General features: G+C 72.1%; 24 protein-coding genes and 1 pseudogene. 19 read left to right on the top strand and 6 right to left on the bottom strand.

Going from position 1 to position 22,360, the window contains the following annotated elements; genetic code table 11:
• Window positions 1–104: 104 nt before the first annotated feature.
• The 6 genes from ACZ4TR_RS13490 (at window position 105) to ACZ4TR_RS13465 (ending at window position 6,257) form a co-directional block, all read left to right on the top strand.
• Window positions 105–2,552, top strand: coding sequence for an ABC transporter permease subunit (locus tag ACZ4TR_RS13490; protein WP_465287287.1), 2,448 nt, complete (start codon window positions 105–107; stop codon window positions 2,550–2,552).
• Window positions 2,553–2,571: 19 nt separating this feature from the next.
• On the top strand, window positions 2,572–3,531 hold the full coding sequence (locus ACZ4TR_RS13485; protein WP_465287286.1) for a glycine betaine ABC transporter substrate-binding protein: 960 nt from the start codon (window positions 2,572–2,574) through the stop codon (window positions 3,529–3,531).
• A 98-nt stretch (window positions 3,532–3,629) separates the two neighbouring features.
• Entirely contained in the window at window positions 3,630–4,115 is a 486-nt protein-coding gene (locus tag ACZ4TR_RS13480; RefSeq protein ID WP_465287285.1) for a YbaB/EbfC family nucleoid-associated protein, read from the top strand.
• Window positions 4,116–4,138: 23 nt separating this feature from the next.
• A complete protein-coding gene (locus ACZ4TR_RS13475; protein WP_465287284.1) occupies window positions 4,139–4,477 on the top strand; it encodes a hypothetical protein in 339 nt (112 codons plus the stop codon).
• Window positions 4,474–5,613, top strand: coding sequence for a hypothetical protein (locus ACZ4TR_RS13470; protein WP_465287283.1), 1,140 nt, complete (start codon window positions 4,474–4,476; stop codon window positions 5,611–5,613). Before ACZ4TR_RS13475 ends, ACZ4TR_RS13470 begins: the two co-directional genes overlap by 4 nt.
• A 29-nt stretch (window positions 5,614–5,642) precedes the next feature.
• Window positions 5,643–6,257: a hypothetical protein gene (locus ACZ4TR_RS13465; protein ID WP_465287282.1), complete on the top strand. Its 615-nt coding sequence runs from the start codon at window positions 5,643–5,645 to the stop codon at window positions 6,255–6,257.
• A 391-nt stretch (window positions 6,258–6,648) separates the two neighbouring features.
• Here ACZ4TR_RS13465 and ACZ4TR_RS13460 read toward each other — a convergent pair whose 3' ends face one another.
• Window positions 6,649–7,839, bottom strand: a complete 1,191-nt coding sequence (locus tag ACZ4TR_RS13460) for an FAD-dependent monooxygenase (RefSeq protein WP_465287281.1) — start codon at window positions 7,837–7,839, stop codon at window positions 6,649–6,651.
• Between the two features lie 110 nt (window positions 7,840–7,949).
• Between ACZ4TR_RS13460 and ACZ4TR_RS13455 the strand changes: the two genes are divergently transcribed.
• The 5 genes from ACZ4TR_RS13455 to ACZ4TR_RS13435 all read left to right on the top strand — a co-directional run bounded on the left by ACZ4TR_RS13455 (window position 7,950) and on the right by ACZ4TR_RS13435 (window position 11,384).
• Entirely contained in the window at window positions 7,950–8,432 is a 483-nt protein-coding gene (locus tag ACZ4TR_RS13455; RefSeq protein WP_465287280.1) for a MarR family winged helix-turn-helix transcriptional regulator, read from the top strand.
• Window positions 8,433–8,696: 264 nt separating this feature from the next.
• Window positions 8,697–8,942 carry an ATP synthase subunit c family protein gene (locus ACZ4TR_RS13450; protein ID WP_465287279.1) on the top strand — a complete coding sequence of 82 codons (246 nt, stop codon included), beginning with the start codon at window positions 8,697–8,699 and terminating at the stop codon, window positions 8,940–8,942.
• 160 nt (window positions 8,943–9,102) lie between these two features.
• Window positions 9,103–9,825 (top strand): alpha/beta fold hydrolase, encoded by a 723-nt coding sequence (locus ACZ4TR_RS13445; RefSeq protein WP_465287278.1) that lies wholly within the window; start codon window positions 9,103–9,105, stop codon window positions 9,823–9,825.
• Window positions 9,822–10,460: an HD domain-containing protein gene (locus ACZ4TR_RS13440; RefSeq protein WP_465287276.1), complete on the top strand. Its 639-nt coding sequence runs from the start codon at window positions 9,822–9,824 to the stop codon at window positions 10,458–10,460. The genes ACZ4TR_RS13445 and ACZ4TR_RS13440 overlap by 4 nt, the downstream gene beginning before the upstream one ends.
• Before the next feature lie 12 nt (window positions 10,461–10,472).
• On the top strand, window positions 10,473–11,384 hold the full coding sequence (locus tag ACZ4TR_RS13435; protein WP_465287275.1) for an NADP-dependent oxidoreductase: 912 nt from the start codon (window positions 10,473–10,475) through the stop codon (window positions 11,382–11,384).
• Between the two features lie 221 nt (window positions 11,385–11,605).
• On the opposite strand, the gene ACZ4TR_RS13430 is transcribed toward ACZ4TR_RS13435, so the two are convergent.
• The 3 genes from ACZ4TR_RS13430 to ACZ4TR_RS13420 are packed head-to-tail and all read right to left on the bottom strand — an operon-like array spanning window position 11,606 to window position 14,691.
• A complete protein-coding gene (locus ACZ4TR_RS13430; protein ID WP_465287274.1) occupies window positions 11,606–13,042 on the bottom strand; it encodes an alpha/beta hydrolase in 1,437 nt (478 codons plus the stop codon).
• A gap of 30 nt (window positions 13,043–13,072) precedes the next feature.
• On the bottom strand, window positions 13,073–13,792 hold the full coding sequence (locus tag ACZ4TR_RS13425) for an ABC transporter permease (RefSeq protein ID WP_465287273.1): 720 nt from the start codon (window positions 13,790–13,792) through the stop codon (window positions 13,073–13,075).
• Window positions 13,793–13,806: 14 nt separating this feature from the next.
• Window positions 13,807–14,691 carry an ABC transporter ATP-binding protein gene (locus ACZ4TR_RS13420; RefSeq protein WP_465287272.1) on the bottom strand — a complete coding sequence of 295 codons (885 nt, stop codon included), beginning with the start codon at window positions 14,689–14,691 and terminating at the stop codon, window positions 13,807–13,809.
• Between the two features lie 107 nt (window positions 14,692–14,798).
• Here ACZ4TR_RS13420 and ACZ4TR_RS13415 point away from each other — a divergent pair, with 107 nt between their 5' ends.
• Window positions 14,799–15,956, top strand: coding sequence for a sensor histidine kinase (locus tag ACZ4TR_RS13415; RefSeq protein ID WP_364521849.1), 1,158 nt, complete (start codon window positions 14,799–14,801; stop codon window positions 15,954–15,956).
• Complete coding sequence (locus ACZ4TR_RS13410) at window positions 15,953–16,555, top strand: response regulator transcription factor (protein ID WP_364521851.1); 603 nt, start codon at window positions 15,953–15,955, stop codon at window positions 16,553–16,555. Before ACZ4TR_RS13415 ends, ACZ4TR_RS13410 begins: the two co-directional genes overlap by 4 nt.
• A gap of 7 nt (window positions 16,556–16,562) precedes the next feature.
• Here ACZ4TR_RS13410 and ACZ4TR_RS13405 read toward each other — a convergent pair whose 3' ends face one another.
• Window positions 16,563–17,471, bottom strand: coding sequence for an SDR family NAD(P)-dependent oxidoreductase (locus ACZ4TR_RS13405; RefSeq protein WP_465287271.1), 909 nt, complete (start codon window positions 17,469–17,471; stop codon window positions 16,563–16,565).
• Window positions 17,472–17,599: 128 nt separating this feature from the next.
• On the opposite strand from ACZ4TR_RS13405, the gene ACZ4TR_RS13400 reads away from it, so the two are divergent.
• From ACZ4TR_RS13400 to ACZ4TR_RS13385, 4 genes are read left to right on the top strand one after another with little or no spacing between them, the layout of a single operon-like run.
• A complete protein-coding gene (locus ACZ4TR_RS13400; RefSeq protein ID WP_465287270.1) occupies window positions 17,600–18,271 on the top strand; it encodes a TetR/AcrR family transcriptional regulator in 672 nt (223 codons plus the stop codon).
• A gap of 55 nt (window positions 18,272–18,326) precedes the next feature.
• Window positions 18,327–18,482, top strand: a complete 156-nt coding sequence (locus ACZ4TR_RS13395; RefSeq protein WP_465287269.1) for a CopG family transcriptional regulator — start codon at window positions 18,327–18,329, stop codon at window positions 18,480–18,482.
• Entirely contained in the window at window positions 18,482–18,823 is a 342-nt protein-coding gene (locus ACZ4TR_RS13390; protein WP_465287268.1) for a VOC family protein, read from the top strand. The genes ACZ4TR_RS13395 and ACZ4TR_RS13390 overlap by 1 nt, the downstream gene beginning before the upstream one ends.
• Window positions 18,820–20,052 (top strand): MFS transporter, encoded by a 1,233-nt coding sequence (locus ACZ4TR_RS13385; RefSeq protein WP_465287267.1) that lies wholly within the window; start codon window positions 18,820–18,822, stop codon window positions 20,050–20,052. Before ACZ4TR_RS13390 ends, ACZ4TR_RS13385 begins: the two co-directional genes overlap by 4 nt.
• 84 nt (window positions 20,053–20,136) lie before the next feature.
• Here the strand turns inward: ACZ4TR_RS13385 and ACZ4TR_RS13380 are convergent.
• Window positions 20,137–21,073: pseudogene (locus ACZ4TR_RS13380) on the bottom strand (GlxA family transcriptional regulator).
• A 72-nt stretch (window positions 21,074–21,145) separates the two neighbouring features.
• Here ACZ4TR_RS13380 and ACZ4TR_RS13375 point away from each other — a divergent pair.
• Both ACZ4TR_RS13375 and ACZ4TR_RS13370 read left to right on the top strand, forming a co-directional pair.
• A complete protein-coding gene (locus ACZ4TR_RS13375; protein ID WP_465287266.1) occupies window positions 21,146–21,481 on the top strand; it encodes a cupin domain-containing protein in 336 nt (111 codons plus the stop codon).
• A gap of 110 nt (window positions 21,482–21,591) precedes the next feature.
• Window positions 21,592–22,353, top strand: a complete 762-nt coding sequence (locus tag ACZ4TR_RS13370) for a hypothetical protein (protein ID WP_465287265.1) — start codon at window positions 21,592–21,594, stop codon at window positions 22,351–22,353.
• Window positions 22,354–22,360: the final 7 nt, after the last annotated feature.

Here is a 22,360-nt window from a genome sequence, read left to right as displayed (position 1 = left end):
CCGGAGGTTAACCACCTTACCCACGAGTTGGATACGGCCAGGTGGATCAACCCGGCGGTGGACAGGACCACGCGAACGTGTTGGGCTGGGGGTGACTTTCCGCCTTGCGACGCCCGAGGAGCGCGGTCCTGAGCCTGTTCGAGTACCTCCGCGAGAACTGGATCGACGTCGTCAACGACGCGATCCTCCACGTGGACCTGACCCTCGCGGCGGTGGCCCTGGCCGTGCTGGCCGGGATGACGATCGGCCTGCTCACCTACCGGCGGCGGTGGCTCGGCTCGCTGGCGACCACCACGACCGCGGCCTTCCTGACCATTCCGTCGATCGCGCTGCTGGGCATCCTGATCGGCCCGTTCGGACTCGGGCTGACGAACGTCCTGGTCGCCTTGGTGCTCTACGCGCTGCTGCCGATCACGCGCAACACGATCGTCGGCCTGCGCGGCGTCGACCCCGCGGTCGTGGACGCGGCGCACGGCATGGGCCTCGGCCGCGCCCGGGTGCTGTGGCGGGTGCGGCTGCCGCTGGCGTGGCCGGTGATCCTGTCCGGGATCCGCGTGTCGACGCAGATCACGATCGGGATCGCGGCCATCGGCGCGTACGTCAAAGGCCCCGGGCTCGGCAACGAAATCTTCGACGGGCTCGGCCGGTTCGGCGCGGTCAACTCGCTGAACCAGGTGCTGACCGGCACGCTGGGGATCGTCGTGCTGGCGCTGCTGTTCGACCTGGCCTTCGTGGTGGTCGGCAAGCTCACGACGCTGCGGCGGCCGCGCCCCCTGCCCGAAACGGCGCCGGAGGAGACCACCGGCACCGCGGGCGAGACGATCGAGCTGCGTGAGGTCAGCAAGCGCTACCCCGGACAGGCGTTGCCCGCGGTCGACCGCCTCACGCTGCGGATCCCGGCGGGCGAGATCGTCGTGCTGACGGGGCCGTCGGGGTGCGGCAAGACGACGACCATGCGGATGATCAACCGGCTCGTCGAACCCACCTCGGGCGCGATCACGATCGGCGGCACCGACGTGACCGCGCTCGACGTCGACGAGCACCGGCGCCACACCGGGTACGTGATCCAGCAGGTCGGGCTGTTCCCGCACCTGCGCGTGGACGCCAACATCGGCGTGGTGCCGCGCGTGCTCGGCTGGACCCGGCGCCGCGTCGCCGCCCGCGTGCGGGAACTGCTCGGCGTCGTGGGCCTGACCCGCGAACACGGCCTCCGGTACCCGCGTGAGCTGTCCGGCGGTCAGCAGCAGCGCGTCGGCGTCGCGCGGGCGATGGCCGCGGACCCGCCGGTCATGCTGATGGACGAGCCGTTCGGCTCCACCGACCCGATCACGCGCGCCCGGCTGCAGGACGAGTTCCTGCGCCTGCAACGGGAAGTGCGCAAGACGATCGTGTTCGTCACGCACGACTTCGACGAGGCGCTCAAGCTCGGCGACCGGATCGCCGTGCTGCGCCCGCGTTCGGAGATCGCGCAGTACGACACCCCGCAGGCGATCCTCGCCGCGCCGGCCGACGACTACGTCGCTTCCTTCGCCGGCTCGCGGCGGAACCTCAAGCGGCTCGGGCTGATCCCGGTGTCGGAGCTGGAGCTCCGGCCGGTGACCGGTTCGGACGGACTGCCGTCGGTCCCGCACGGCGCCACCCTCCGGGACGCGCTCGACACGATGGTGCGCACCGGCCGCACCGCGGTCGTGGTCGAGGACGGCAGCGGGCGCGCGCTGGGGGTGGGCGACGTCGCCGGCCTGGTCGCGGCGCTGCGGCCCGCCGGAGAAGTGCCCGCGCCGGCGCGCACGCCCGCGACGGCTCCGGACAGCGTGACGCCGTCCCGGCCCCGCCGGCGCCGGCTCGGGCTGCTGGTCCGGCCGGTGCTCATCGCCCTCGCCCTGCTGGCGCTCGTCCTCTTCGTGCGCGCGCAGCCGATCGACTCGATCGAGCAGCGCTACCTCAACGCCGGCGAGATCTTCGCCGAACTGGGCGCGCACCTGCGGCTCACGCTGATCTCGACGGTGTGCACGCTCGCCATCGCCCTCCCACTCGGCATCCTGCTGACCCGCCCCGGCGCCCGGTGGGTCCGGCCGGTCGGCCTGGGCCTGGGCAACCTCGGCCAGGCCATCCCGTCGATCGGGCTCGTCGTGCTGCTCGCCCTCTGGATCGGCACGGGGACCACGACGGCGGTGACGGCGCTGGTCGTCTACGCGACCCTGCCGGTGCTGCGCAACACGATGGTCGGGCTCGACGGCGTCGACCCGACCCTCGTCGACGCCGCGCGCGGCATGGGCATGACGAAGACGGCGATCCTGTGGCGGATCGAACTCCCGCTGGCCGTCCCGGTGATCCTCGCCGGGATCCGCACGGCGCTGGTCCTCACCGTGGCGAGCGCGACGCTCGCGACCTTCATCGACGGCGGCGGTCTCGGCGGCGGTCTCGTCGCCGGGATCGGGCTGTACCGCCCGATCCTGAGCCTGACCTTCGGCATCGTCGTCGCCGCGCTGGCGCTCTTCGCCGACTGGCTGGGCCTGGTCGCGGAGGAGGTCCTGCACCCGCGCGGAACGTGAGAACCCAAGGAGGACAACCATGCGACGCACGACAGCCGTCGTTCTCGCCTTCGTCACGGCGCTCGCCGCCGGGTGCACGATCGGCAAGGACCAGACCGGCGCCCAGGTGGGCGAGGGATCCATCAAGAAGATCGACGCGCTGAGCGGCGCGCAGATCCGCGTCAGCTCCAAGGAGTTCGACGAGCAGCTGCTCCTCGGCCAGATCGCGCTCGTCGCGCTGCAGGCGGCCGGGGCGAGCCCGCAGGACAAGACCAACATCACCGGCTCGAGCAACGTCCGCCAGGCGCTCACCAGCGGCGCGGTCGACCTGTACTGGGAGTACACCGGCACCGCGTGGATCAGCTACCTCCACCAGACCAAGCCGATCGCCGACCCGCAGGCGCAGTTCGACGCGGTCAAGCAGGCCGACGCCGCCGACGGCGTCACGTGGTGGGCCCGCTCGCCGGCCAACGACACCTACGCCATCGCGGGCAACCCGGCGACGGTGGCCAAGACCGGCGTGAAGACGATCTCGGACTACGCGGCGCTGGTGAAGCGGGATCCGGCCGCGGCGTCGACCTGCATGGGCCCGGAGTTCCGCAGCCGCGACGACGGGTTCCCGGGCCTGGCCGAGACCTACGGGTTCACCCTGCCCGACCCGCAGGTCCACCTGCTCAACGACGCGGTGGTGTACCCGAGCATCGGCAAGGGCGACCCGTGCGGCTTCGGCTCGGTCGCCTCGACCGACGGGCGCGTGGCCGGCCAGAAGCTGACGGTGCTGGAGGACGACAAGCACTTCTTCCCGACGTACAACCCGGCGATCTCGATCGCGTCCGGCGTCGCGGGCAAATACCCCCAGCTGGAGCAGCTCTTCACGCCGATCGCGGCGAAGCTGGACACGGCGACGCTCACGGACCTCAACAAGAAGGTGAGCGTGGACGGCCAGAAGCCGGCGACGGTGGCCCACGACTGGCTCAAGGCAGCGGGCTTCATCAGCTGAGCGGGCCGGGCCGGTACCTCGCATTCCGCCGAAATGCCGCGCCGACGCAGTGGATCTGTCATGATCCGGCGAAGCCCCGTACCGCGAAGGAAGTGACGATGTCGGCCGAAATGGACCAGCTGATCGCCCAGTTCGAGACCTTCCAGTCGAAGGTCCGCCAGGCCGAAGCCCGGTTCGCCGGCGTCGGCGACATGCAGGAACGGATCGCCCAGGTCGGCACCTCGGTGACCTCGCCGGACGGCACGGTGACGGTCACCGCGGGGGCCGGTGGGACCGTCACCGACCTGCGGCTCACCGCCGGCGCCATGCACCTGGAAGCGGGCCAGCTCGCCCAGCGGATCATGGCCACCCTCCGCCAGGCCGTGGCCGGAGCCGCCCAGCAGCAGGCCGCCATCGTCGACGACGCGTTCGGGGACCAGTTCGGCGTGGACGTGAGCGGGCAGGTCCGGCAGGCCCAGGCGGAAGCGTTCGGAACCGCGGCGCCGGAACCCGCGTCGGAGCAGGAGGCGCCGCGGCCGCGACGCCGTCCCGCGCCCGGGGACGACGACGACTTCGACCAGGGCCCGATCCTCCGCCGCTCCTGAAACCGACCGAGGGAACTTCCGCGATGTCAGACGGAATCCAGACCAACATCGACGCGATCTCCGGATACGCGCGCCAGCTGCCGTCCTACGAGCAGGAGGCGGACAAGTTCGGGGCCAAGATCGACGCCGCCGACGTGACCGACACGGCCTGGGGCGTCGTCGGGATCTGGGCGAAGCAGGGCTACACCGAGCGCCTCGGCGAGCTGCGTTCGCTGTTGGGCGAGCTGAAGGACGGCGTCGACGGGCTCACCACCAAGATGACCAAGGCCGCCGAGATGTACCGCGGGACCGAAGAGGCGGGCGTGATCGCCTTCGGCCGGTACGAGGCGGAGATCGACGCGATCGGAGGCCAGGGCAAGTGACCGAGCCCAAGAGGAGCATCGCGGACGCGCTGGACGTCCAGCCGTACGACGAGAGCATGAGCGCGAACCTCGACCGCGCGGCGGAGGCCACGCCGGTCGTCGGCACCGTGTACAAGTCCGGCAAGTCGATCGCCGAGCACGCTCAGCAGGCGGCTTCGGCGGACGGCGCGGGGGAGCTGGCTTCGGCGGGCAAGGCGCTGGTCGGGGATGGCGCGGCGTTCGTCGGTGCCGCCGCGACCGACATGGTCACCTTCGCGATGGACCCGATCGGCTGGCTGGTGAGCCACGGGCTGAACATGCTGCTGGAGCTGGTGCAGCCGCTGCAGGACGCGCTGCACGCGGTCACCGGCGACGGGCCGGCCATCGGGCACGCGTCGGAGAACTTCGCCTCGATCGCGCACGGCTTCGTCGCGCTCGCCGAGGACTTCGAGCAGACCGGCGACACGGCGCTGGCCGAGTGGGTCGACGAAGCCGGCAAGGCGGCCAAGGAGGCGCTCGGCGACTTCTCCTCCGGCATCCGCGGCGTCGGCTCGGCGGCCGGGTCGGTCGCCGAGGTGCTGCAGATGTGGTCGATGGTCATGCAGGTCATCGAAGAGGTGATCAAGGCGATCATCACCGAGCTGGTGTCCTGGCTGATCACCATCTGGCTGCCGGCGCTGGCCGCGTCGGTGATCAGCTTCGGCAGCTCGGTCGCCGCCGCGATGACGGCGTCCATCGCCAAGGCCGCGAGCGTGCTGCAGAAGGTCACCCGCTACCTCGGCAAGTTCGGCAAACTGCTCGACACGTTCATCGAGTTCCTCGCGAAGTACTCCACGAAGGTCGTGGAGATGACCCGGAAGTTCCGGCTCGGCCGATACGCCGGCGAGTCGCGCTTCGGCCTCGACACGCTCGAGAACACGGCCGGGGTGGCGTTCACGCCCGGGAACCGGATGCTCTCCACGATGTTCGGCACGTCGGTCGGCGCGAGCCCGCTGGTCGCGGGCGCGAGCGTGAAGGCCGGGATCGCGGCGGGCAAGACGGCGTTCACCGAAGGCAAGGAAGCGGTCACCCCCGAGGAGGACGAACCGTGGTTCGACAAGAGCGCGATCGGCGGGGACCAGAGCCCGGAGGAGACCCGGCGGAACTTGGACATCTAGCGCGGAAGGCCGTCGAGTTCGGCGACCGCATGGAGTCGGCGAAGGACGCCGCGCTCGTGCGCCCCGGGTTCCGGGAGCGCGTGGAGGCGCTGATGCGCGAGCGCTGGCGGGAGCCGGTGATCGTGCTGCGCCTGGGTGACACGGACCTGCGGTTCGCCGTCCCCGGCCGCCGCGAAGACGGCACGGTCGAGGGCTCGCGGCCCGTGCTGCGGGCGTTCGGGAACGTCGCGCGCGGCATCGGCGCCGCGGTGGGGTTCGTCGCGTACCTGGCGAGCGCGGCGGGCAGCGGCGGCGGCAAGGGCGAGCGCGCGGTCCACGTGACCGGCCCGGCGGACGCCCAGGTCCTCGAGCCGCTCGACCGCCTCCGGCGGGCGAAGGGCCCGTGGCTGGTGTGCTCGCCGACGTCGGTCGCACTGGTCGAGACGGGATCGACGTACGTGGACCCGGCCGACGCACCCGAGCCGCAGGTCCTCTGGGAGGCCCGGGGCACGAGCGCCCCGGAGGTCAGCTTCCGCAAGCGGACGCTGACCTGGCCGGACGGCTCGCGGTTCACGTTCCCGTTGCAGGGCCGAACGGAAGAACGGCACCTGCGGCAGTTCCATTCCTACCCGGACGAGGTCCGCTGGCCGGCGGGACCGGCCTGACGGCGGCTCTCGACGGCCGGCCGGCTCGAACGTCCAGTGTGCGTCCGATGACGATCGGTAACTACTCTGTTCGGGGTGGCGCCACGCTCGTCGGAGGTGCGTGCCGGTTGGTTCCCGCCCGTCCCTGGCTGCTCGTCGCGGCCGCCCTCCCGCTCGCCGCCGTTGCCGCCGTGGGACCGATCGCGTTGACGATCGTGTGCTCGCGGTGTTCCTGGTCGTCTTCGGCTTCGTGGTCGGGCAGCTCCGCTGGAGGCGGCCTGCTCGGCGTGTTGATGGAGGATCCGGGACGCCGAAAGTCCGGAAAGCTCCCTCGGCGAGGGACCGGTTTCGCACCTTTGAGGCTGGTTGACAGCGGCCGGGCAGGACGAGAAGAACCCGCCGACGCGCGACGCTAGCAGCCCGGGAAGTCCGGCAGCGTGAGCGCCGAGTGCTCGGGCCGTGGCGTGGACGCCGGGACCTGCGTGAGCTTCCTCAGCGCGGCGTTCCGCTCCGCGAGCGCCTCCGCCGTGGCCGGGAACAACGTGGCCTTGCCCTCGGTCACCAGGGCCTGGTTGCGTTCGACGAAGTTCCGCAACCGGCTCTCGTACGCCGCGAAGGCCGCCGCGTGGTCGGGGATCGTGGCCAGCGCGTGGCCGAGCACGTACGCGCCGACGAGGGCGAGGCTCGTGCCCTGGCCGGTCATGAACGACGGTGCGTACCCCGCGTCGCCGACCAGTGCGACGCGGCCGTCCGTCCACCGGGGCAGGTGGATCTGGCTGACGACGTCGAAGAACAGGTCGTCCGCCTCGCGCATCGCCTCGACCATGCGCGGGATTTCCCAGCCTTCGCCGGCGAACGTCTCGGCGACCAGATCGCGCTGGGCGTCGGGGTTGCGGAACGCCTCGATCGGCGGGTTCGGGCGGGCGAAGACCAGGAAACCGTGGACTTCCTTGCTCTCGAGGACCGCGTAGAGCGCCGCGCCCTTGCCCGGGGTGCTCCACGAGAGCCCTTCGCGGTGGAGGCCGAAGTCGTTGGGCATGGTGAACCCGGCGAAGCTGTAGCCGAGGTAGTGGTGGAACCGCTCTTCGTCGCCGAAGACCAGCCCGCGGGTGGCCGAGTGCAGGCCGTCGGCGCCGAACACCAGGTCGTAGGTCTCCTGGCGGCCACTGTGGAAGGTGACGTCGACGCCGTCGCCGTGCTGCGTCAGCGTCTCGATGCTGTCGCCGAAGCGGAAGTCGGTGTCGTCGCGCACGAGGTCGTACAGCGTGTTCGTGAGGTCGCCCCGGCGGATCTCGACGTCTTCGCTCTCGACCCCGCCGATGATCGCGTTGGGCTCCAGGGCGGCGATCTCGCTGCCGTCGGTGTCGAGGAAAGTCAGCAGGCGAGTGGAGATGTGCAGGTCCCGCAGGCGGGGGAGGATCCCCATCCGCCGGACGGCGTCCAGGGCGGTGCCGCGGACGTCGATCGGGTATCCGCCGTCCCGGATCGTGGCCGACTTCTCCACGACGGTCACGGCGAAACCGGCCTTCCGCAGCCAGAAGGCCAGTGCGGGACCGGCGATGCTCGCGCCCGAGATCAGGGCGGTGCGCGATGTGGTGTTCATGGTGACCCCCGATAGCTAAGTTAGGTATCTATGTCGCGGGTGCGACAATGCCGGGAAGATCCGCGGCATGAGGCAACTATATACCTAAGTTAGCTATCTAAGGGGGTGTGATGGCCGCCACCGACGCCGGCGACGAGCTGCGTTCCGTGCTGCCCCGGCTCATGCAGCTGGGGAACCTGATGAACCGCAGCGGCCTGGGGGAGCGGGCGATGAAGCGGATCGGAGCCGACCTCGACCGGCCCGGGCTGTCGATCATCCTCGCCCTGCACATGACCGGGAAGGCGATGCGCGTCGGCGAGATCGCGGAGCGGATGCAGGTCGCCGGGCCGCACGTCACGCGGCACCTGCACGTGCTCGAACGGCGGCGGCTCGTGCACGGCCTGGCCGACCCCGACGACCGGCGCGCCCGCCTGGTCGAGCTGACCCCGGACGGCGCGGAGCTGGCCGACCGGTACGTGGCCACGATCCTCGGCTGGTTCGGGGAGGCGCTGTCCGGGTGGTCCGAGACGGACCGCCGGGCTTTCTACGACCTGCTGCTGCGCTTCACCGACGATCTCGCGGCGTTCCTCTCGGCGGCCACCGAAGAGGACTGATCTTCCCCGCACCCGGTGTTTTCGCTGCGGGCGAACCGCGGTAACGCGTTCCGTGCAGCGGCATTCCGTCCTTTTCGATGATATCCTTGCCGTGTTCGAACCATCGGTTCCGGTGATATCCCGCCCCGTCGATTATCCTGCCCGGCGAGATCCAGCTACCTGACGCGGCCGCCGATTTCCGGCGCCTTTCTTCTGCTGCCTGCGACACGAGAAGCCGCTGTTCCGCGCAAGCATGCGCGTGGACCGATGTGAAGGGGAATGTCCATGAACGACGCTGTTCTGGCCCAGACCGCCAACATCAACCCCGGTCTCGCGGCCATCGGCTACGGACTGGGCGCGATCGGTCCGGGAATCGGAGTCGGGCTGATTTTCGCGGCCGTCATCAATGGTACCGCGCGCCAGCCGGAAGCGCGAGGAAAACTGCAGACGATCAATTATTCGACCTTCGTGCTGACCGAAGTCCTCGCGTTGATCGGCATCGTCGTGTACTTCATCGCGTCCACCAAGTGAAGCCGGCGCCTGCGTGCGGTGTTCCCGCGCGCGGGCGCCGCTGGCCGCGTTGGATACGTTACATGACTTGACTGTAACGAAACGGCGGGCTAGCGTCGATCTCAGGCCGGGTGGCGATGGTGCCCGCCGGCGGTGGAGCCACAGGAAGGTGGTTCGCTCGATGGTGGAGACCTATGTACTCGTCCCGGGGGCCTGGCACGGAGCCTGGTCCTGGCGCCCCGTCGCCCACCGTCTCCGCGCCCGCGGGCACCGGGTCTTCGCGCTCACCCTGCCCGGGCTCGCCGACGGCGACGACCCCCGGCGGTACCGGCTCACCGACACCATCGACTTCGTCGCGGGCTTCCTGGACCGGAACGACCTCACCGACGTCACGCTGGTGGGCCACAGCTGGGGTGGCTACCCCGTCTTCGGGGCGGCCCACCGGGTCCCGCACCGCCTGCGGAGGCTCGTCTTCTACAGCGCCTTCGTGCCGGAAGACGGCGTCGCACTCGTGGACGACGTGCCGCCCGGGCACGCGGCCCTGTTCCGGCAGCTCGCCCGCGAGTCGGCCGACCACTCGGTGGTCCTGCCTTACGAGATCTGGCAGAACGCCTTCGCCCAGAACACCCCCGAGCCCGCGCGGAAGCTGCTGTACGACCTGCTCGTTCCCCAGCCGATGAACTACTTCGAGCAGCCGATGGCCGCGCCGCCGCTTCGGCTGCCCGTCAGCTACCTCGCCGGCGAAGCCGATCTGGCCATGCCACCGGGGGAATACGCTTGGTGCCCGCGGTTCCCCGCTCGGCTCGGGGTCGAGCCGATCGGCGTCCCCGGAGACCACGAGGCGTTCCTGACCCGCCCCGACGTGTTCGTCGCGAAACTCGAAGAGGAAAGGCTCAAGTCATGACCGAGGTCATCGCGGGCATCGAAGTCCCGGACACGGCGGCGGTCGCCGCAGCGACCCGGCACCTCCGGGAGACGACCAGCCCGCTCGTCTACCACCACTCCCGCCGCGTCTACTTCTTCGGCCGGATCCACGCCGAGCGGCTCGGCGGGGAACCGGATCCCGAGCTGCTCTACCTGGCGGCCATGTTCCACGACACCGGCCTCGCGACGCCGTTTTCCGATGTGGAGCAGCGCTTCGAGGTCGACGGGGCCGACCACGGGCGCAAGTTCCTGCTCGAACACGGGTTTTCCGCCGCTGCCGCGGAGACCGTGTGGACGGCGATCGCGCTGCACACGACGCCCGGCGTTCCCGGCCGCATGGGGCCGGAGATCGCCGGCACGCACTTCGGCGTGCTGACCGACGTCGTCGGGTTCGGGCTCGGCGAGCTGGACACCGACCGGGTGGCGGAGATCGTCGCCGCGCACCCGCGGGGCGACTTCAAGAACGAGTTCCTGACCGCCTACTTCGAGGGGCAGAAGAACCGCCCCGACACCACCAACGGCACCGTGAACGCCGACGTGCTCGCGCACTTCATCCCCGGCTTCCGGCGCACGACGACCGTCGAACGCGTCCTCGGCTCCGCTTGGCCGAGCTGAACAGGAGAAGTCATGAAAGCCATCACCGTGAGCGACCGCGACGCGGGCGTCAACGGACTGACCCCCGCCGAACTGCCGTACCCGCACGCCGCCGAAAACGACGTCATCGTGCGGGTCCACGCCGCCGGCTTCACCCCGGGCGAACTCGGCTGGCCCGCCACCTGGACCGACCGTGCCGGCCGCGACCGCACGCCCAGCGTTCCCGGGCACGAGCTGTCCGGGGTCGTCGCCGAGCTGGGCTACGGCACCACCGGTCTCACCGTCGGCCAGCGGGTCTTCGGCCTCGCCGACTGGACGCGCGACGGCACCCTGGCCGAATACACCGCCGTCGAAGCGCGCAACCTGGCCCCGCTGGCCGCCGACATCGACCACACCGTGGCCGCGACGCTGCCGATCTCCGGCCTGACCGCGTGGCAGGGACTGTTCGACCACGCCGGGCTCACGACGGGCCAGACCGTGCTGATCCACGGCGCCGCCGGCGGCGTGGGGTCGATCGCCGTGCAGCTCGCCCGGCAGGCGGGTGCCCGGGTGATCGCGACCGGCCGGGCGCGCGACCGCGACCTCGTGCTGGGCCTCGGCGCGCACGTGTTCCGGGAGCCGGACGCCGAGCCGGAAGAACAGGTTGACGTGGTCTTCGACGTCCTCGGCGGCGATGTCCTCGCGAAGTCGGCCGCGCTGGTGCGCCCCGGCGGCACCCTGGTGACCATCGCCGAGCCGCCGACCGTGCACCCGAAGGACGCGCGCGCCGTCTTCTTCGTGGTCGAGCCCGACCGCGAGCGGCTCGCGGACCTGGCCCAGCGGGTGCGGGACGGACGCCTCAAGCCCCTCGTCGGCGAGGTGTGCCCGCTCGCCGAGGCACCCGCCGCGTTCGCCCGCCGCCGCCGCGTGCCCGGCAAGACGATCATCCAGGTGGCGGCGGACTGACGAGCCGCGCCCGGAACACCTGGCGGAGCACGCCGGTGCCCCAGCCGGCCACGACCTCGAACACGGCGAACGCCGCGCCGAGGAAGGTGGCCTGCCACCGGCAGGTGCAGCGTCTTCCCGCGCATCGCGATCCGCCGGACCAGCACGATCCGGGCGCCGGGCACCACGACCTCGGAGGCGAGGGCCGCGCCGCGAGTGGCGTGCTCGCGGCGCGGCCGCCGTCAGTGGCTCTCGGCGGCGCAGGACAGGTCGTGCGCCGGGCGGGTACCCGTCGCCAGGAACTCCGTCACCGCGCTGTTCCCGCACTGGTTCGGCCCGAACAGGTAGGCGCCGTGCCCGCCCTGGTCGACGGTCACCATCCGGGCGCGGTCGCCGAACGCCGCGCGCAGCTTGCGGGCGTTCGCCAGCGGGGTGCCCGGGTCACGCTCGTTCTGCACCATCAGCACGTTCGCCGGGCCCCGGCCGGTGATCCGCACCTTCGGCTCGACCGGTGCCGACGGCCAGAACGCGCACGCCGCGATGTTCGCCGAGGCCGCGCCGAGCAGCGGGTACCGGATCCGGTCGACGGCGACGTCCACCTGGTAGCCCAGCACCGACCGCGGCCAGGCCGTGTCGCCGCAGAGCACGGCGAACCGGGCCGCGAAGAGGTTCTCCGCCGGTGCCGCGAGCGCGGCGGCCGGCTTCGGTGCCCGGCCCTGGTCCAGGGCCTGCCAGTTCTCGGCCAGCGGGGTCAGGTCGGTCGCGTACAGCCCCTCGAACGTGAAACCGCGGAAGAGCGACCCGGTGATTTCCCCGACCGGGGCCCGGTCCAGCCGCGCGGCCAGCTCGTGGAACTTGGCGGTCACCTGCGCCGGCGTGCGGCCGAGCCCGTACTCCGGGTGGGCCGCGGCGAACTTCGCGAAGTCCGGGAAGCGGTCCTCCATCCCGCGGCCGAAGCCACGCATCGCGTCGATGTCGTAGCCGCCCGGCCCGAGGTTGCTGTCGAGCACGAACCGGTCGCTGCGCTCGGGGAACATCGTCGTGTACACCGCACCCAGGTACGTGCCGTACGACGCGCCCAGATAGGACACGGTGGACTCGCCGAGCGCCTGGCGGATGCGGTCCATGTCCCGCGCGGTGTTGGCCGTCGTGACGTGCGGCAGCATCGACCCGGTCGCCGCCTCGGCGCACTGCCGGGCTTCCGTCTTCGCGTGCTCCGCCTGCTTCACGACGTCGGCGGGGCCGTTCGCGTAAGGCAGGTTGCCGATCGCCATCTGCGCCGGCGTCAGGTCGCACGTCACCGGGGTGCTGTGCCCGACACCGCGCGGGTCGAAGCCGATCAGGTCGTACTCGTCGAGCACGCTCTGCGGCAGCTTCACCAGCTTCAGGATCTGCGGGTAGTCCAGGCCCGCGCCACCGGGACCACCCGGGTTCGTCAGCAGCACACCGCGCCGCTTCTCCGGGTTCTTGCTCGGGAGCCGCGAAACCGCGATGTCGATCTCGCGGCCGTCCGGGTTCCGGTAGTCCAGCGGAACCTTCAGCGTCGTGCACTCGAGGTCCGGCGTCGGGAAGGCCCCGGCCGGGCACGGGCCCCACGTCGGTTCGCTCGCGGACGCCGGTGGCGCCACGACGGTCGCGCCGAGTACGGCGACGGCCGCGGCCAGCAAGGTGGTGCGCATCGAAATTCCCCTCTCTCGTCCGCGCCGCGGTCAGCGGCGCGGTTCCCAGCGGAAGAGCCGCGCGGCCAACGCGACCGCGACGACGACCCAGGCCAGGGTCGGTCCGAAGAGGACCAGTGAGTCGGCGGCCGGCCGGCCGCCGTTCCAGGCGTCGAGCACCAGCTCGGTCGCCGAGCCGCCCGGGAGCAGGCGCTTGAGCAGCGTCAGGTCGCCGGTGCCGGTGATGCCGACCCAGCCGCCCACGGCGATGACGCCCAGGCTCACCGGCAGGGTCGTCACCTGCGCGTGCTCGGGCGAGTTCGTCAGCCCGGCCGTCGCCAGTCCCAGCGCGAGCATCATGGCCACGGTCGCGACGACGGCCGCCACCAGCAGCAGCGGGTTCGCGGGCGGCCCCGCGACCGCGGCGAGCACGCCGAGGATGACGCCGATCTGGACCACCGACAGCACGGTGATGGGCACCAAGAGCCCGCCTAGGATGCCGGCGTCGCCCGCCGCGGTCGAGCGCAGGCGCTTGAGGAACAGGTTCTGGCGGCGGGAGGCCAGCGTGGTCACCGTCGTCGTGTAGAGCCCGATGCCCGCCACGAAGAACAGGGCCAGCGAAGCGATGTAGCCGAGGCTGCCCACCGCGGTGAACAGGTCGTGCCGGAAGACGAAGAACGCGCTGAGCGCGGCCGGCAGCACCAGGGCGGTGACCAGGACGAGGCGGTTCCGGAAGATCTGGATCAGCTCGCCGCGAGCGATCGTCCACATGGGAGGGTCCTCTTTCAGGAGTTGTCGATGGCGCGGAAGACGTCGTCGAGCCGCGTCGGCCCGGCACGCAGGTCCTGCAGGTCCACGGCGTGGTCCTGCGCCCACCCGAGCAGCGTGTGGAGGTCCTTCTGCAGGCCGAAGGTCTCGACGAGGAACTGGCCGTCGGCCTGGCGCGCGGCGTGCAGCGGCGGGGCGGGCGCGCGCGGGGGCAGGCCGAAGCGGATGGTGGCCGGCAGGGTCCGCGTCAGCTCGGCGACGGTCCCTTCCCGGTGGAACGCGCCCTGGTGCATCAGCCCGATGCGGTCGGCGCGCTGCTGGGCCTCTTCCAGGTAGTGCGTGGTGAGCACGATGGTGGCGCCGTCCTCACGCAGCCGGTCCACCGCGTCCCAGAGCGCGTCGCGCGACTGGATGTCCAGGCCGGTGGTGGGCTCGTCGAGGAAGACCAGTTCGGGCGAGCCGTACACGGCGGTGGCGAAGTCGAGCCGCCGCTTCTCGCCGCCGGAAAGCCGGCCGACCTTCGTCGCGGCCTTGCGGGTGAGGCCGACGACGCCGAGCACCCGCCCGACGTCGTCGGTGCGTTCGGTGAGCCGCCCGACCAGCCGCACGGTCTCCCGCACGGTCAGGTCCGGGGCGAATCCGCTTTCCTGCAGCATGATCCCCATCCGCGGCCGGACGGCGGCGCGGTCGCGGGGGTCCTTCCCGAACACCCGGACCGCCCCCGAGCCGGGCGCGCGGTGGCCTTCGATCGTTTCCAGGGTCGAGGTCTTCCCGGCGCCGTTCGTGCCGAGCAGTGCGTAGAGCTCCCCGCGGTCCACTCGGAACGACAGGTCCTTCACGGCGGCGAAGCCGTCGTAGGTGAGGTTCAGGCGGTCGACGTCGATGACGGGTGTCGTGGACATGCTCCGATTCCAGCGGGATCGGAGCCCGCGCGGCAGTGTGCTGACGTCACCCCGGCGTATGACGCAGTGTCACTGGTGGTGCCCGCGAAGCCGGATACGCTCGGTTCATGGAGGCACCGTCGATCGCGCGCAGGACGTCCTGGACCGGCGGGGCGGTCCAGGAACGGCTGCGCCGGCTCAACCTGATCACCACGGTGCCGCCGCTCGCCCTCGTCGGCGTGCTGCTGCTGGTGCTCACCGCCCGGACCTGGTGGCACGTCGTCATCCAGGTAGTGGGGCTGATCGCGGCGCTGGCCACGGCCGAACGCTGGACCGCGGGCGACTTCCTCCGCGTCGCGCGGCCCAGCCTGGTCGTCACCGCGGTGGTCTGGCTGGCCGGGGCGCTGACCGGCAACTCCTCCGCGTTCTACGGCCTGTCGCTCGTGGGGTCGTTCCTCATCCCGCCGCTGCCGCGCCACCGGATCGCGGCGATGGCCGGGCTGACCGTCCTGGTCGCCGTCCTGGGCGCGACGAACGTGCTCGTGTCCGACGATCGGATCGGTGCGCGGCTGATCCAGTTCGCCGCCGTCCCCGCGGCCTCGGTCTTCTTGTCGACCGCGTTCATGTTCGGCAGCCAGCGGTTGTACGACCTGGTCGCGGAGCTCGAGCAGTCGCGCGAACGGGAGGCGGAGCTGGCCGTGACCCGGGAGCGCGTGCGCTTCGCCGGCGACCTGCACGACATCCAGGGCCACACGCTGCACGTGGTGAAGCTGAAGGTCGCGCTCGCCGAGAAGCTGCTGGACACCGACCCGGACCGGGCGCGCGAGGAGCTGGGGGAGGTGCGCAGCCTGGTCGGCGACACCATCGTGCAGACCAAGGAGCTCGCCTACGCCCAGCGGCGGCTCAACCTCTCCGCCGAACTGGAGAACGCGAAGAACCTGTTCGAGGCGGCCGGAATCCACGTGCGCGTCGAGCGGGAGTCCGAAGTGGACGCCCGTGCGGGCGAGCTGCTCGGCCAGGTCCTGCGCGAGACGACGACCAACATCCTGCGGCACGCCCAGGCGCGGCAGGTGCGCATCACCCTTTCGAGCTCCGGGATCACCATCCTCAACGACGGCGCGGCCGAGGAGGGCCCGCCCGAGCTCAGCGGGCTCGCGGCGTTGCGGCACCGCCTGGTGGAGAACGGCGGTGAGCTGGTGGTGTCGCGGACGGACGGCCGGTTCCTGACGGCGGCGGCGTTTCGTTCGACGTCGCCGCCTTCGAAGATCCGAAAGGACGGCCGATGACCAGCGTGGTGCTCGCCGACGACGAAGCCCTGCTCCGCAAGGCGCTGGCCGCCCTGCTGCCGCTCGAGGGCGAGATCACCGTGCTCGCCGAGGCCGAAGACGGCGAAGCGGCGGTGGCCGCCACGCTGCGGCACCGCCCGGACGTGCTCGTCATCGACCTCGAGATGCCCGGGGTGGACGGCCTCGGCGCGGTCGCGCAGATCCGCCGTGCCCGGCCGGAGCAGGTGATCCTGATGCTGACCCGGCACGCCCGCCCCGGCGTGCTCCGGAAGGCGCTGAAGCTGGGCGTGCAGGGGTTCGTCAGCAAGTCGGCGGAGCCGGCGCACATCACGTCGGTGATCCGGACGCTGCACGCGGGCAAGCGCTGGATCGACCCGGACGTCTCGGCGCTCGCGGTCGTCGACGACTGCCCGCTGACCGACCGCGAGCTCGACGTCCTGCGCGCGACGCGGGAAGGCTTCTCGGTGGCCGACATCGCGGGGCAGCTGCACCTGGCGGAGGGCACGGTGCGGAACTACCTGTCCAACGCGATGCAGAAGACCCAAACCCGCACCCGCCACGAAGCGGCCCGCTACGCCCGGGAGCACGACTGGCTTTAGCCGCGGGTCAGCCGACTGGGAACTTGACCGCCGTGAGCTCCTCCGAAACCGCCCACAGGCGCTGCTGGATCGCCGCGTCGTAGGACTGCGGGGTGGACGTCACCACCTGCGGGCGGCCGCGGTAGCCGCCCGGGCCGGCGGGACCGTAGTACTGGCCGCCGAGGGCTGCGGGGTCCGTCGCCGCCCGCAGGGTCGGGAGCGCGCCGCGCTCCGAGCTCTGGGTGAACAGCGGGGCCACCAGCGGGAAGAGCGCGCGGGCGATCGCCGGGGAGTTGCGCATCAGCTCCGTGCGGGCCACGCCGGGGTGGGCGGCGATCGACGTCGTCGTGCCGTGCGGGGCGAGGCGGCGCTGCAGTTCGTAGGCGAACATCAGGTTCGCGAGCTTGGCCTGCCCGTAGGCCGCCACGCGGTCGTAGGACTTCTCCCACTGCAGGTCGTCGAAGTGGATCGCGGCGCGGATGCGGTGGGCGATGCTCGCGACCGTCACCACCCGGGAGCCCTCGACCGGCAGCAGCAGGTCCAGCAGCAGGCCGGTGAACGCGAAGTGGCCGAGGTGGTTCGTGCCGAACTGCAGCTCGAACCCCTCCCGCGTGGTCTGCTTCGGTGGGTACATGACGCCCGCGTTGTTGATCAGCAGGTCGATCTTCGGCAGCGTCCCGTGCAGGTCGGCCGCGGCGGCCCGGACGGAGTCCAGCGAGCCCAGGTCCAGTTCCTGCACGGTGACGTCGGCGTTCGCGCCGAGCCGGGCGGCGGCCCGCTTGCCCTTTTCGACGTCGCGGACGGCCAGCACCACCGTCGCGCCGCGTTCGGCGAGCACCTTCGCGGTGTCGAACCCGAGGCCCGTGTTGGCCCCGGTGATGACGGCGACGCGCCCCTTCTGGCTGGGGACTTCGCGTTCGGTCCAGTTCTCGCCCATGGCGGTTCCCTCCGGTGGCGGCCCTTTCGGACCGGCGGTCTGTTATGACCGACGTTAAGGAACCGACGGTCTGTTGTCAAGAGACTGCCGGTCTTCAATTTCACGTGCCGGGCGTTACGCTGGGTGCCATGACGTTCCAGCGGGCCCGCAGCGCGGAGCAGCGGGAGGAGCGGCGCCGCACGATCCTCGACACGGCGCTGGCGATGCTCGACGAGATGCCGGTGGCCGACGTGACCCTCAACGAGCTCAGCAGGCGGGTCGGCCTCGCGAAGTCGAACGTGTTGCGCTACTTCGAATCCCGGGAGGCGGTCCTGCTCGAACTGCTCGACCGGGCGCTGCGGGACTGGCTGGGGGAAGTGGCCGACGAACTGGCGGCGGGCGTCGACGCGGGTGGGCCGGCGGGGGAGCGGGGCGAGCGGTTCGCGGCGGTCGTGGCCCACTCGCTGGCGCGACGCACCGTGTTGTGCGACCTCATCGGCGCACAAGCGGGTGTCCTGGAGCACAACGTGTCGGTGGACGTCGTCGTGCGGTTCAAGCGGTCCGCCCTCGCCGGGCTGGACTCGATGGCCGAGCTGGTCCGCCGTTACGTGCCGGAGGTCGGCGACGAGGCCGCGTCGGTGTGCCTGTTCGCGATGATCCTGACCGGCGGGCTGTGGACGCACTGCCGGCCGTCGCCGAGCGCGCTGGCCGCGTACGAGGTCGACCCGGCCCTGGCGGCGCTGCACCTGGACCTGGCTCCCGCGTTGCAGCGCGGCTTGGCGCTGATGATCGCCGGCGCCGCGGCGCGCACCAGCGGCTGACCGGCCCTCGAACGAGGTAAGGCATGCGGGCAAGCTCATTTGCTAGCATGTGGGCATGCCCTCCGACACCAAGCGGCAGTTCAGCGTCTACCTGCCGGCCGAGCTCATCCGGCGGGTGAAGCACGCCTCTGTCGACGCCGACGAGTCCCTTTCGGCCTACGTCGAGCGCGTGCTCGAGGACCACCTGCGACGAAGCGAGGAACGCCCGTGATGCGAGTGCTGCCGATCCGCTACAGCCCGGACGTCGAAGCCATGACCCGGTTCTACGCGGTCCTCGGCCTGAGCGTGGGGCCGGTGTCGCGGCCCGGCGGGTGGGTCGAGCTGCCCGCCGGCGGTGGCACGCTGGCCGTCCACCGGGGCGACGACGTCGGCCGGTGCGAGCTGGCCTTCGAGACCGACGAACTCCTGGAAGACGTCGCCGAGCGGCTGCGCGAGGCCGGGTACGAGCCCGGGCCCGTCATCGACGAAGGCTTCGGGCGCTCGCTGCGCGTCCCGGACCCCGACGGCGTCCGGGTGCAGATCAACGCCTACGACCGCGACCTGTACACGTGAGCTTGCCGGTGCGGGAGTCGCGGCTCCTCGCCGGAGGCGTCGTCGCGCTCGAATTCTCGGCCGCCGTCACCAGTTTCGTCGCTTCCACGCTGCTGCCGGTCGTCGCCCGTGACCTCGACGCGGGGGACCGGCTCGGGCTCCTGATCGCCGGCTCGACCCTCGGGTTGTTCGTCGCGCTGCCACTGGCGAGCCGGGTCCTCGGCCGGCTGGGCACGCGGGGCACGCTCGCCGCCGGGATGCTCGCCTACGTCGGCGGGCTCGTTCTCGCGGCCACCGCCCGGAACGCGGAGGTGTTCGCCCTGGGCCAGCTCGGCACCGGGCTCGCCAGTGGCCTGCTCGCGGTCTTCGGCGTCAGTTCCGCGATCCGGCACCTCGACGAACGGCTGCGCCTGCGCGTGGTCGCGGCGTCGTCGGCGATGTGGATCCTGCCCGCCCTCGTCGGCCCGGCCGCGACGCTGGGCCTCGAACACCTCGTCGGGTGGCGCTGGACCCTGCTGGTGCCGGTGCCCTTCGTCCTCTTCGGACGGTTGCTCGTCGTGCGCGCCGTCCGCGACGACCCGCCCGCCGGCGCCGCGCCGCGGCCGCTCGGCCGGACGTTGCTGGTGCCCCTGGGCGCGGCGGGAGTCGTGCTGAGCGAGGGGTGGTGGCCGCTCGCGGTCGCCGGCGCCGTGGTCGCCGCGGCCGGGATGGTCGCGATCCTGCCGGCGGGCACCGCCCGCCTCCGCCGCGGGACACCGGCCGCGCTCGCCGCGATGGTCCTGTTCGCGGTCGGCTACTTCGGTGCGGACAGCCTGATCACCGTCCTGCTGACAACGGGGTTCGGGATGAGCCTCGGCCAGGCCGCGATCGTCTTGAGCGCGGCCCCGCTGGCCTGGGCGGTGACGAGCCTGTTCGCGCGCCGCCTGCCCGCGACCGGCTTGGCCATGACGGCTCTCGGCACGGCCGTCCTGGCCGTCGGCGGCCCGTTTCCCGTGGTCCTCGCGGCCTGGACGATGGCCGGGATCGGCGTCGGGCTCGCCTATCCCGGCCTGTACGTCCGGGCGAGCACCGCCGGCCCGGCCGGGCTGACCGCGACGGAGCTGGCCACGGCGGTGATCACGGCCGAGTGCGTCGGGCAGCTCCTGGGCCGCGCGATCGGCGGCACCCTCAGCTCGGCCGGCGCATTGTCCGCCTCCTACGCGGTGTTCGCGGTCGCCCTGGCCGCGGCCGCCGCGGTCAGCCGAAGGTGACCCACGGGGACGTCTCCGTGTGCTCAAGTGCCGGAACCTGTGGCCGGAGGACAACCCGTGGGGCGCAAGTGAACGGCGCCTGCGTCAGGGGGTGCGGAACGCCCGGCGGTAGGCGCCCGGCGTCGTTCCCACCTGCGCGCGGAACCGGCGCCGGAGGTTTGACGGCCGACGTCAGGCCGACGCGGGCGGCGATCGCCTCCACCGGCAGGTCCGTCTCCTCCAGCAGCGTGCGGGCCTCCGTCACCCGGCGCGCCAGCAGCCACGCGCCGGGGCTCGTGCCGAGCTGGCCGGCGAAGCGCCGGGCGAGTGTGCGCGGCGAAACACCGGCGTGCGCCGCCAGGTCCGCCACCGACAACGGCGTCCCGAGCCGGTCGCCCGCCCACGCGAGGAGCCCGTCCAGGGCGTCCGGCGGCGGGGGCGGCGGGGCGAACTGCACCTGGCCGCCCTCGCGGTGGGGCGGCATCACCATGTGCCGCGCGACCAGCGCGGCGTGCGCGGCGCCGTGGTCCTTCCGGACGAGGTGCAGGCACAGGTCGATGCCCGCGCCGGCCCCGGCGCTCGTGGCGACGTCGCCGTGGTCGACGTACAGCACGTCCGGCTCCACGCGCACCCGCGGGAACTCGCGCCGCAGCTGCTCGGCGCGGCCCCAGTGGGTCGTCGCGGACCGGCCGTCCAGCAGGCCCGTGCGGGCGAGCGCGAACACCCCGGAGCAGATGGTGACGAGCCGGGCGCCCCGCGCGTGGGCCCGCAGCAGCGCGCGGCGGACGCGCGCGGGCAGTGGCGCCTCCACCGGTGCCCAGCCCGGGATGATCACCGTGTCGGCGGAGTCCAGCGCCGCGAGCCCGCGCGAGACGGACATCGCGTACCCGGCCGTCGTCGGCACCGGGCCGGGCGTCTCCGCGCACACCTCGAATTCGTAGTGCCGCGGCACCCCGGCCCGCGGCGTGCCGAAGACCTCGGCGGCGCAGCCGAGCTCGAACGTCGACTGCACCGGCCGCACCAGGGCCACCACGCGATGCATGGCAAGAAAGTACCCCAAGGTGTCTTCCCGGACACTGGTCCGGCCTCTGCCCGAGCGGGCACCGTGGCGGTCATGCACCCCGAGATCCTCGACCAGGACGGCTACACCTGGTCCACCGTCAAGGAAGCACCCGTCCGCGAACTGTTCCCCGGCATCCGCCTGCGTCCACTGTGGACCGGACCCACCGGCGCGCACGCGAACGTCCTGGAGATGGACGCCGGCACGTCGTGGCCGCGCAAGGACGTCCACGAACCCGGCCCGGAGGAGGTCTACGTCGTCGCGGGCACGTTCGACGACGGCGCGCGCGACCACCCGGCGGGCACGTTCCTGCACGCGCCGGCCGGGACGTGGCACGTGCCCGCGAGCGCCACCGGGTGCACCCTGTTCCTCTTCTACCCGGAGGGCTGAACGCCCCCGCCGCCGGTCCTTCGGCCCGGCGGCTCTGGTGCGGAGCGATCCGCTGCGGTACAACCGGAGGCGTGGCCGAGCGCGTACGGCGCCCCGACCAGCATGCCGCGGTGGAACGGGATGTGCTGGTGCGGTACCTCGACGCGTGGACGGCGAAGGCGCTGCGCTCCCAGCGCGGCGGCACGTACGTCGAGTGCGGCGGGTTCGCGGCCGACGCGCTCCGGGTCTTCGGCGAGTTCTCCGACCGGCTCGACGGGCACCACCTGGAGCTGGTGGTCGTCGGTTCGGCCGTGCCGGAAGGAGTGCCGGCGGGCCTCACCGTGCGGGTCGCCGACGATCCCCGTGACCTCGGGGTCACCGGGCCGGTGCTGACCCATTTGGACGGTCCCGGGGCGTGGCCGCTGGTCGCGCCGATGGCCCGCGGCAAGGGGCACGAGGTCGTGGTCACCGCGCCGGCGGGGGATCACGGCGACCACGGCTGCGCGATCGAACTGGTCGCCGAAGACGGCGAAGCGCGCGTGCTCGTGTTCGTCACGGCGGACGAGAAGCACCTCGCGACGTTCAAGAGCGAGCTGTGGGCGGTGGACGAGTTCGCGGGCATCCGCTACCGCGACCCGCGTGACGCCGAGGGAATCCTGGTCGACATCTCGCTGACGCCGCAGCTGCTGCCGTTGCGGCGGGCCCTGCTGGCGGAACTGACGCGGCGGGGGAGCCGGACGGTCGCGGAGCTGCAGCGGTTCACGCTGCTGGAGACGATCTACCGCCCGGAGGACGCGATCGGGGCGCTGACGTCGGCAGTGACGGCGGGGGAGGTCACGCGGGATCCGGAGAAGGGCCGGCTGACGCCGCGGACCGTGGTCGGCCTCCCGTAGCCGGTCG

The sequence above is a fragment of the Amycolatopsis sp. NPDC028719 genome (assembly GCF_055565395.1).
Note: the sequence above shows the minus strand (reverse complement) of the source record. Positions and strands in the feature narration are given on the sequence as shown.

Coding starts and splice junctions, on each gene's coding strand:
- ACZ4TR_RS13485 (WP_465287286.1), top strand. CDS start 2,572: ATGCGACGCACGACAGCCGTCGTTCTCGCCTTCGTCACGGCGCTCGCC.
- ACZ4TR_RS13480 (WP_465287285.1), top strand. CDS start 3,630: ATGTCGGCCGAAATGGACCAGCTGATCGCCCAGTTCGAGACCTTCCAG.
- ACZ4TR_RS13475 (WP_465287284.1), top strand. CDS start 4,139: ATGTCAGACGGAATCCAGACCAACATCGACGCGATCTCCGGATACGCG.
- ACZ4TR_RS13465 (WP_465287282.1), top strand. CDS start 5,643: ATGGAGTCGGCGAAGGACGCCGCGCTCGTGCGCCCCGGGTTCCGGGAG.
- ACZ4TR_RS13460 (WP_465287281.1), bottom strand. CDS start 7,839: ATGAACACCACATCGCGCACCGCCCTGATCTCGGGCGCGAGCATCGCC.
- ACZ4TR_RS13455 (WP_465287280.1), top strand. CDS start 7,950: ATGGCCGCCACCGACGCCGGCGACGAGCTGCGTTCCGTGCTGCCCCGG.
- ACZ4TR_RS13450 (WP_465287279.1), top strand. CDS start 8,697: ATGAACGACGCTGTTCTGGCCCAGACCGCCAACATCAACCCCGGTCTC.
- ACZ4TR_RS13445 (WP_465287278.1), top strand. CDS start 9,103: ATGGTGGAGACCTATGTACTCGTCCCGGGGGCCTGGCACGGAGCCTGG.
- ACZ4TR_RS13440 (WP_465287276.1), top strand. CDS start 9,822: ATGACCGAGGTCATCGCGGGCATCGAAGTCCCGGACACGGCGGCGGTC.
- ACZ4TR_RS13435 (WP_465287275.1), top strand. CDS start 10,473: ATGAAAGCCATCACCGTGAGCGACCGCGACGCGGGCGTCAACGGACTG.
- ACZ4TR_RS13430 (WP_465287274.1), bottom strand. CDS start 13,042: ATGCGCACCACCTTGCTGGCCGCGGCCGTCGCCGTACTCGGCGCGACC.
- ACZ4TR_RS13425 (WP_465287273.1), bottom strand. CDS start 13,792: ATGTGGACGATCGCTCGCGGCGAGCTGATCCAGATCTTCCGGAACCGC.
- ACZ4TR_RS13420 (WP_465287272.1), bottom strand. CDS start 14,691: ATGTCCACGACACCCGTCATCGACGTCGACCGCCTGAACCTCACCTAC.
- ACZ4TR_RS13415 (WP_364521849.1), top strand. CDS start 14,799: ATGGAGGCACCGTCGATCGCGCGCAGGACGTCCTGGACCGGCGGGGCG.
- ACZ4TR_RS13410 (WP_364521851.1), top strand. CDS start 15,953: ATGACCAGCGTGGTGCTCGCCGACGACGAAGCCCTGCTCCGCAAGGCG.
- ACZ4TR_RS13405 (WP_465287271.1), bottom strand. CDS start 17,471: ATGGGCGAGAACTGGACCGAACGCGAAGTCCCCAGCCAGAAGGGGCGC.
- ACZ4TR_RS13400 (WP_465287270.1), top strand. CDS start 17,600: ATGACGTTCCAGCGGGCCCGCAGCGCGGAGCAGCGGGAGGAGCGGCGC.
- ACZ4TR_RS13395 (WP_465287269.1), top strand. CDS start 18,327: ATGCCCTCCGACACCAAGCGGCAGTTCAGCGTCTACCTGCCGGCCGAG.
- ACZ4TR_RS13390 (WP_465287268.1), top strand. CDS start 18,482: ATGCGAGTGCTGCCGATCCGCTACAGCCCGGACGTCGAAGCCATGACC.
- ACZ4TR_RS13375 (WP_465287266.1), top strand. CDS start 21,146: ATGCACCCCGAGATCCTCGACCAGGACGGCTACACCTGGTCCACCGTC.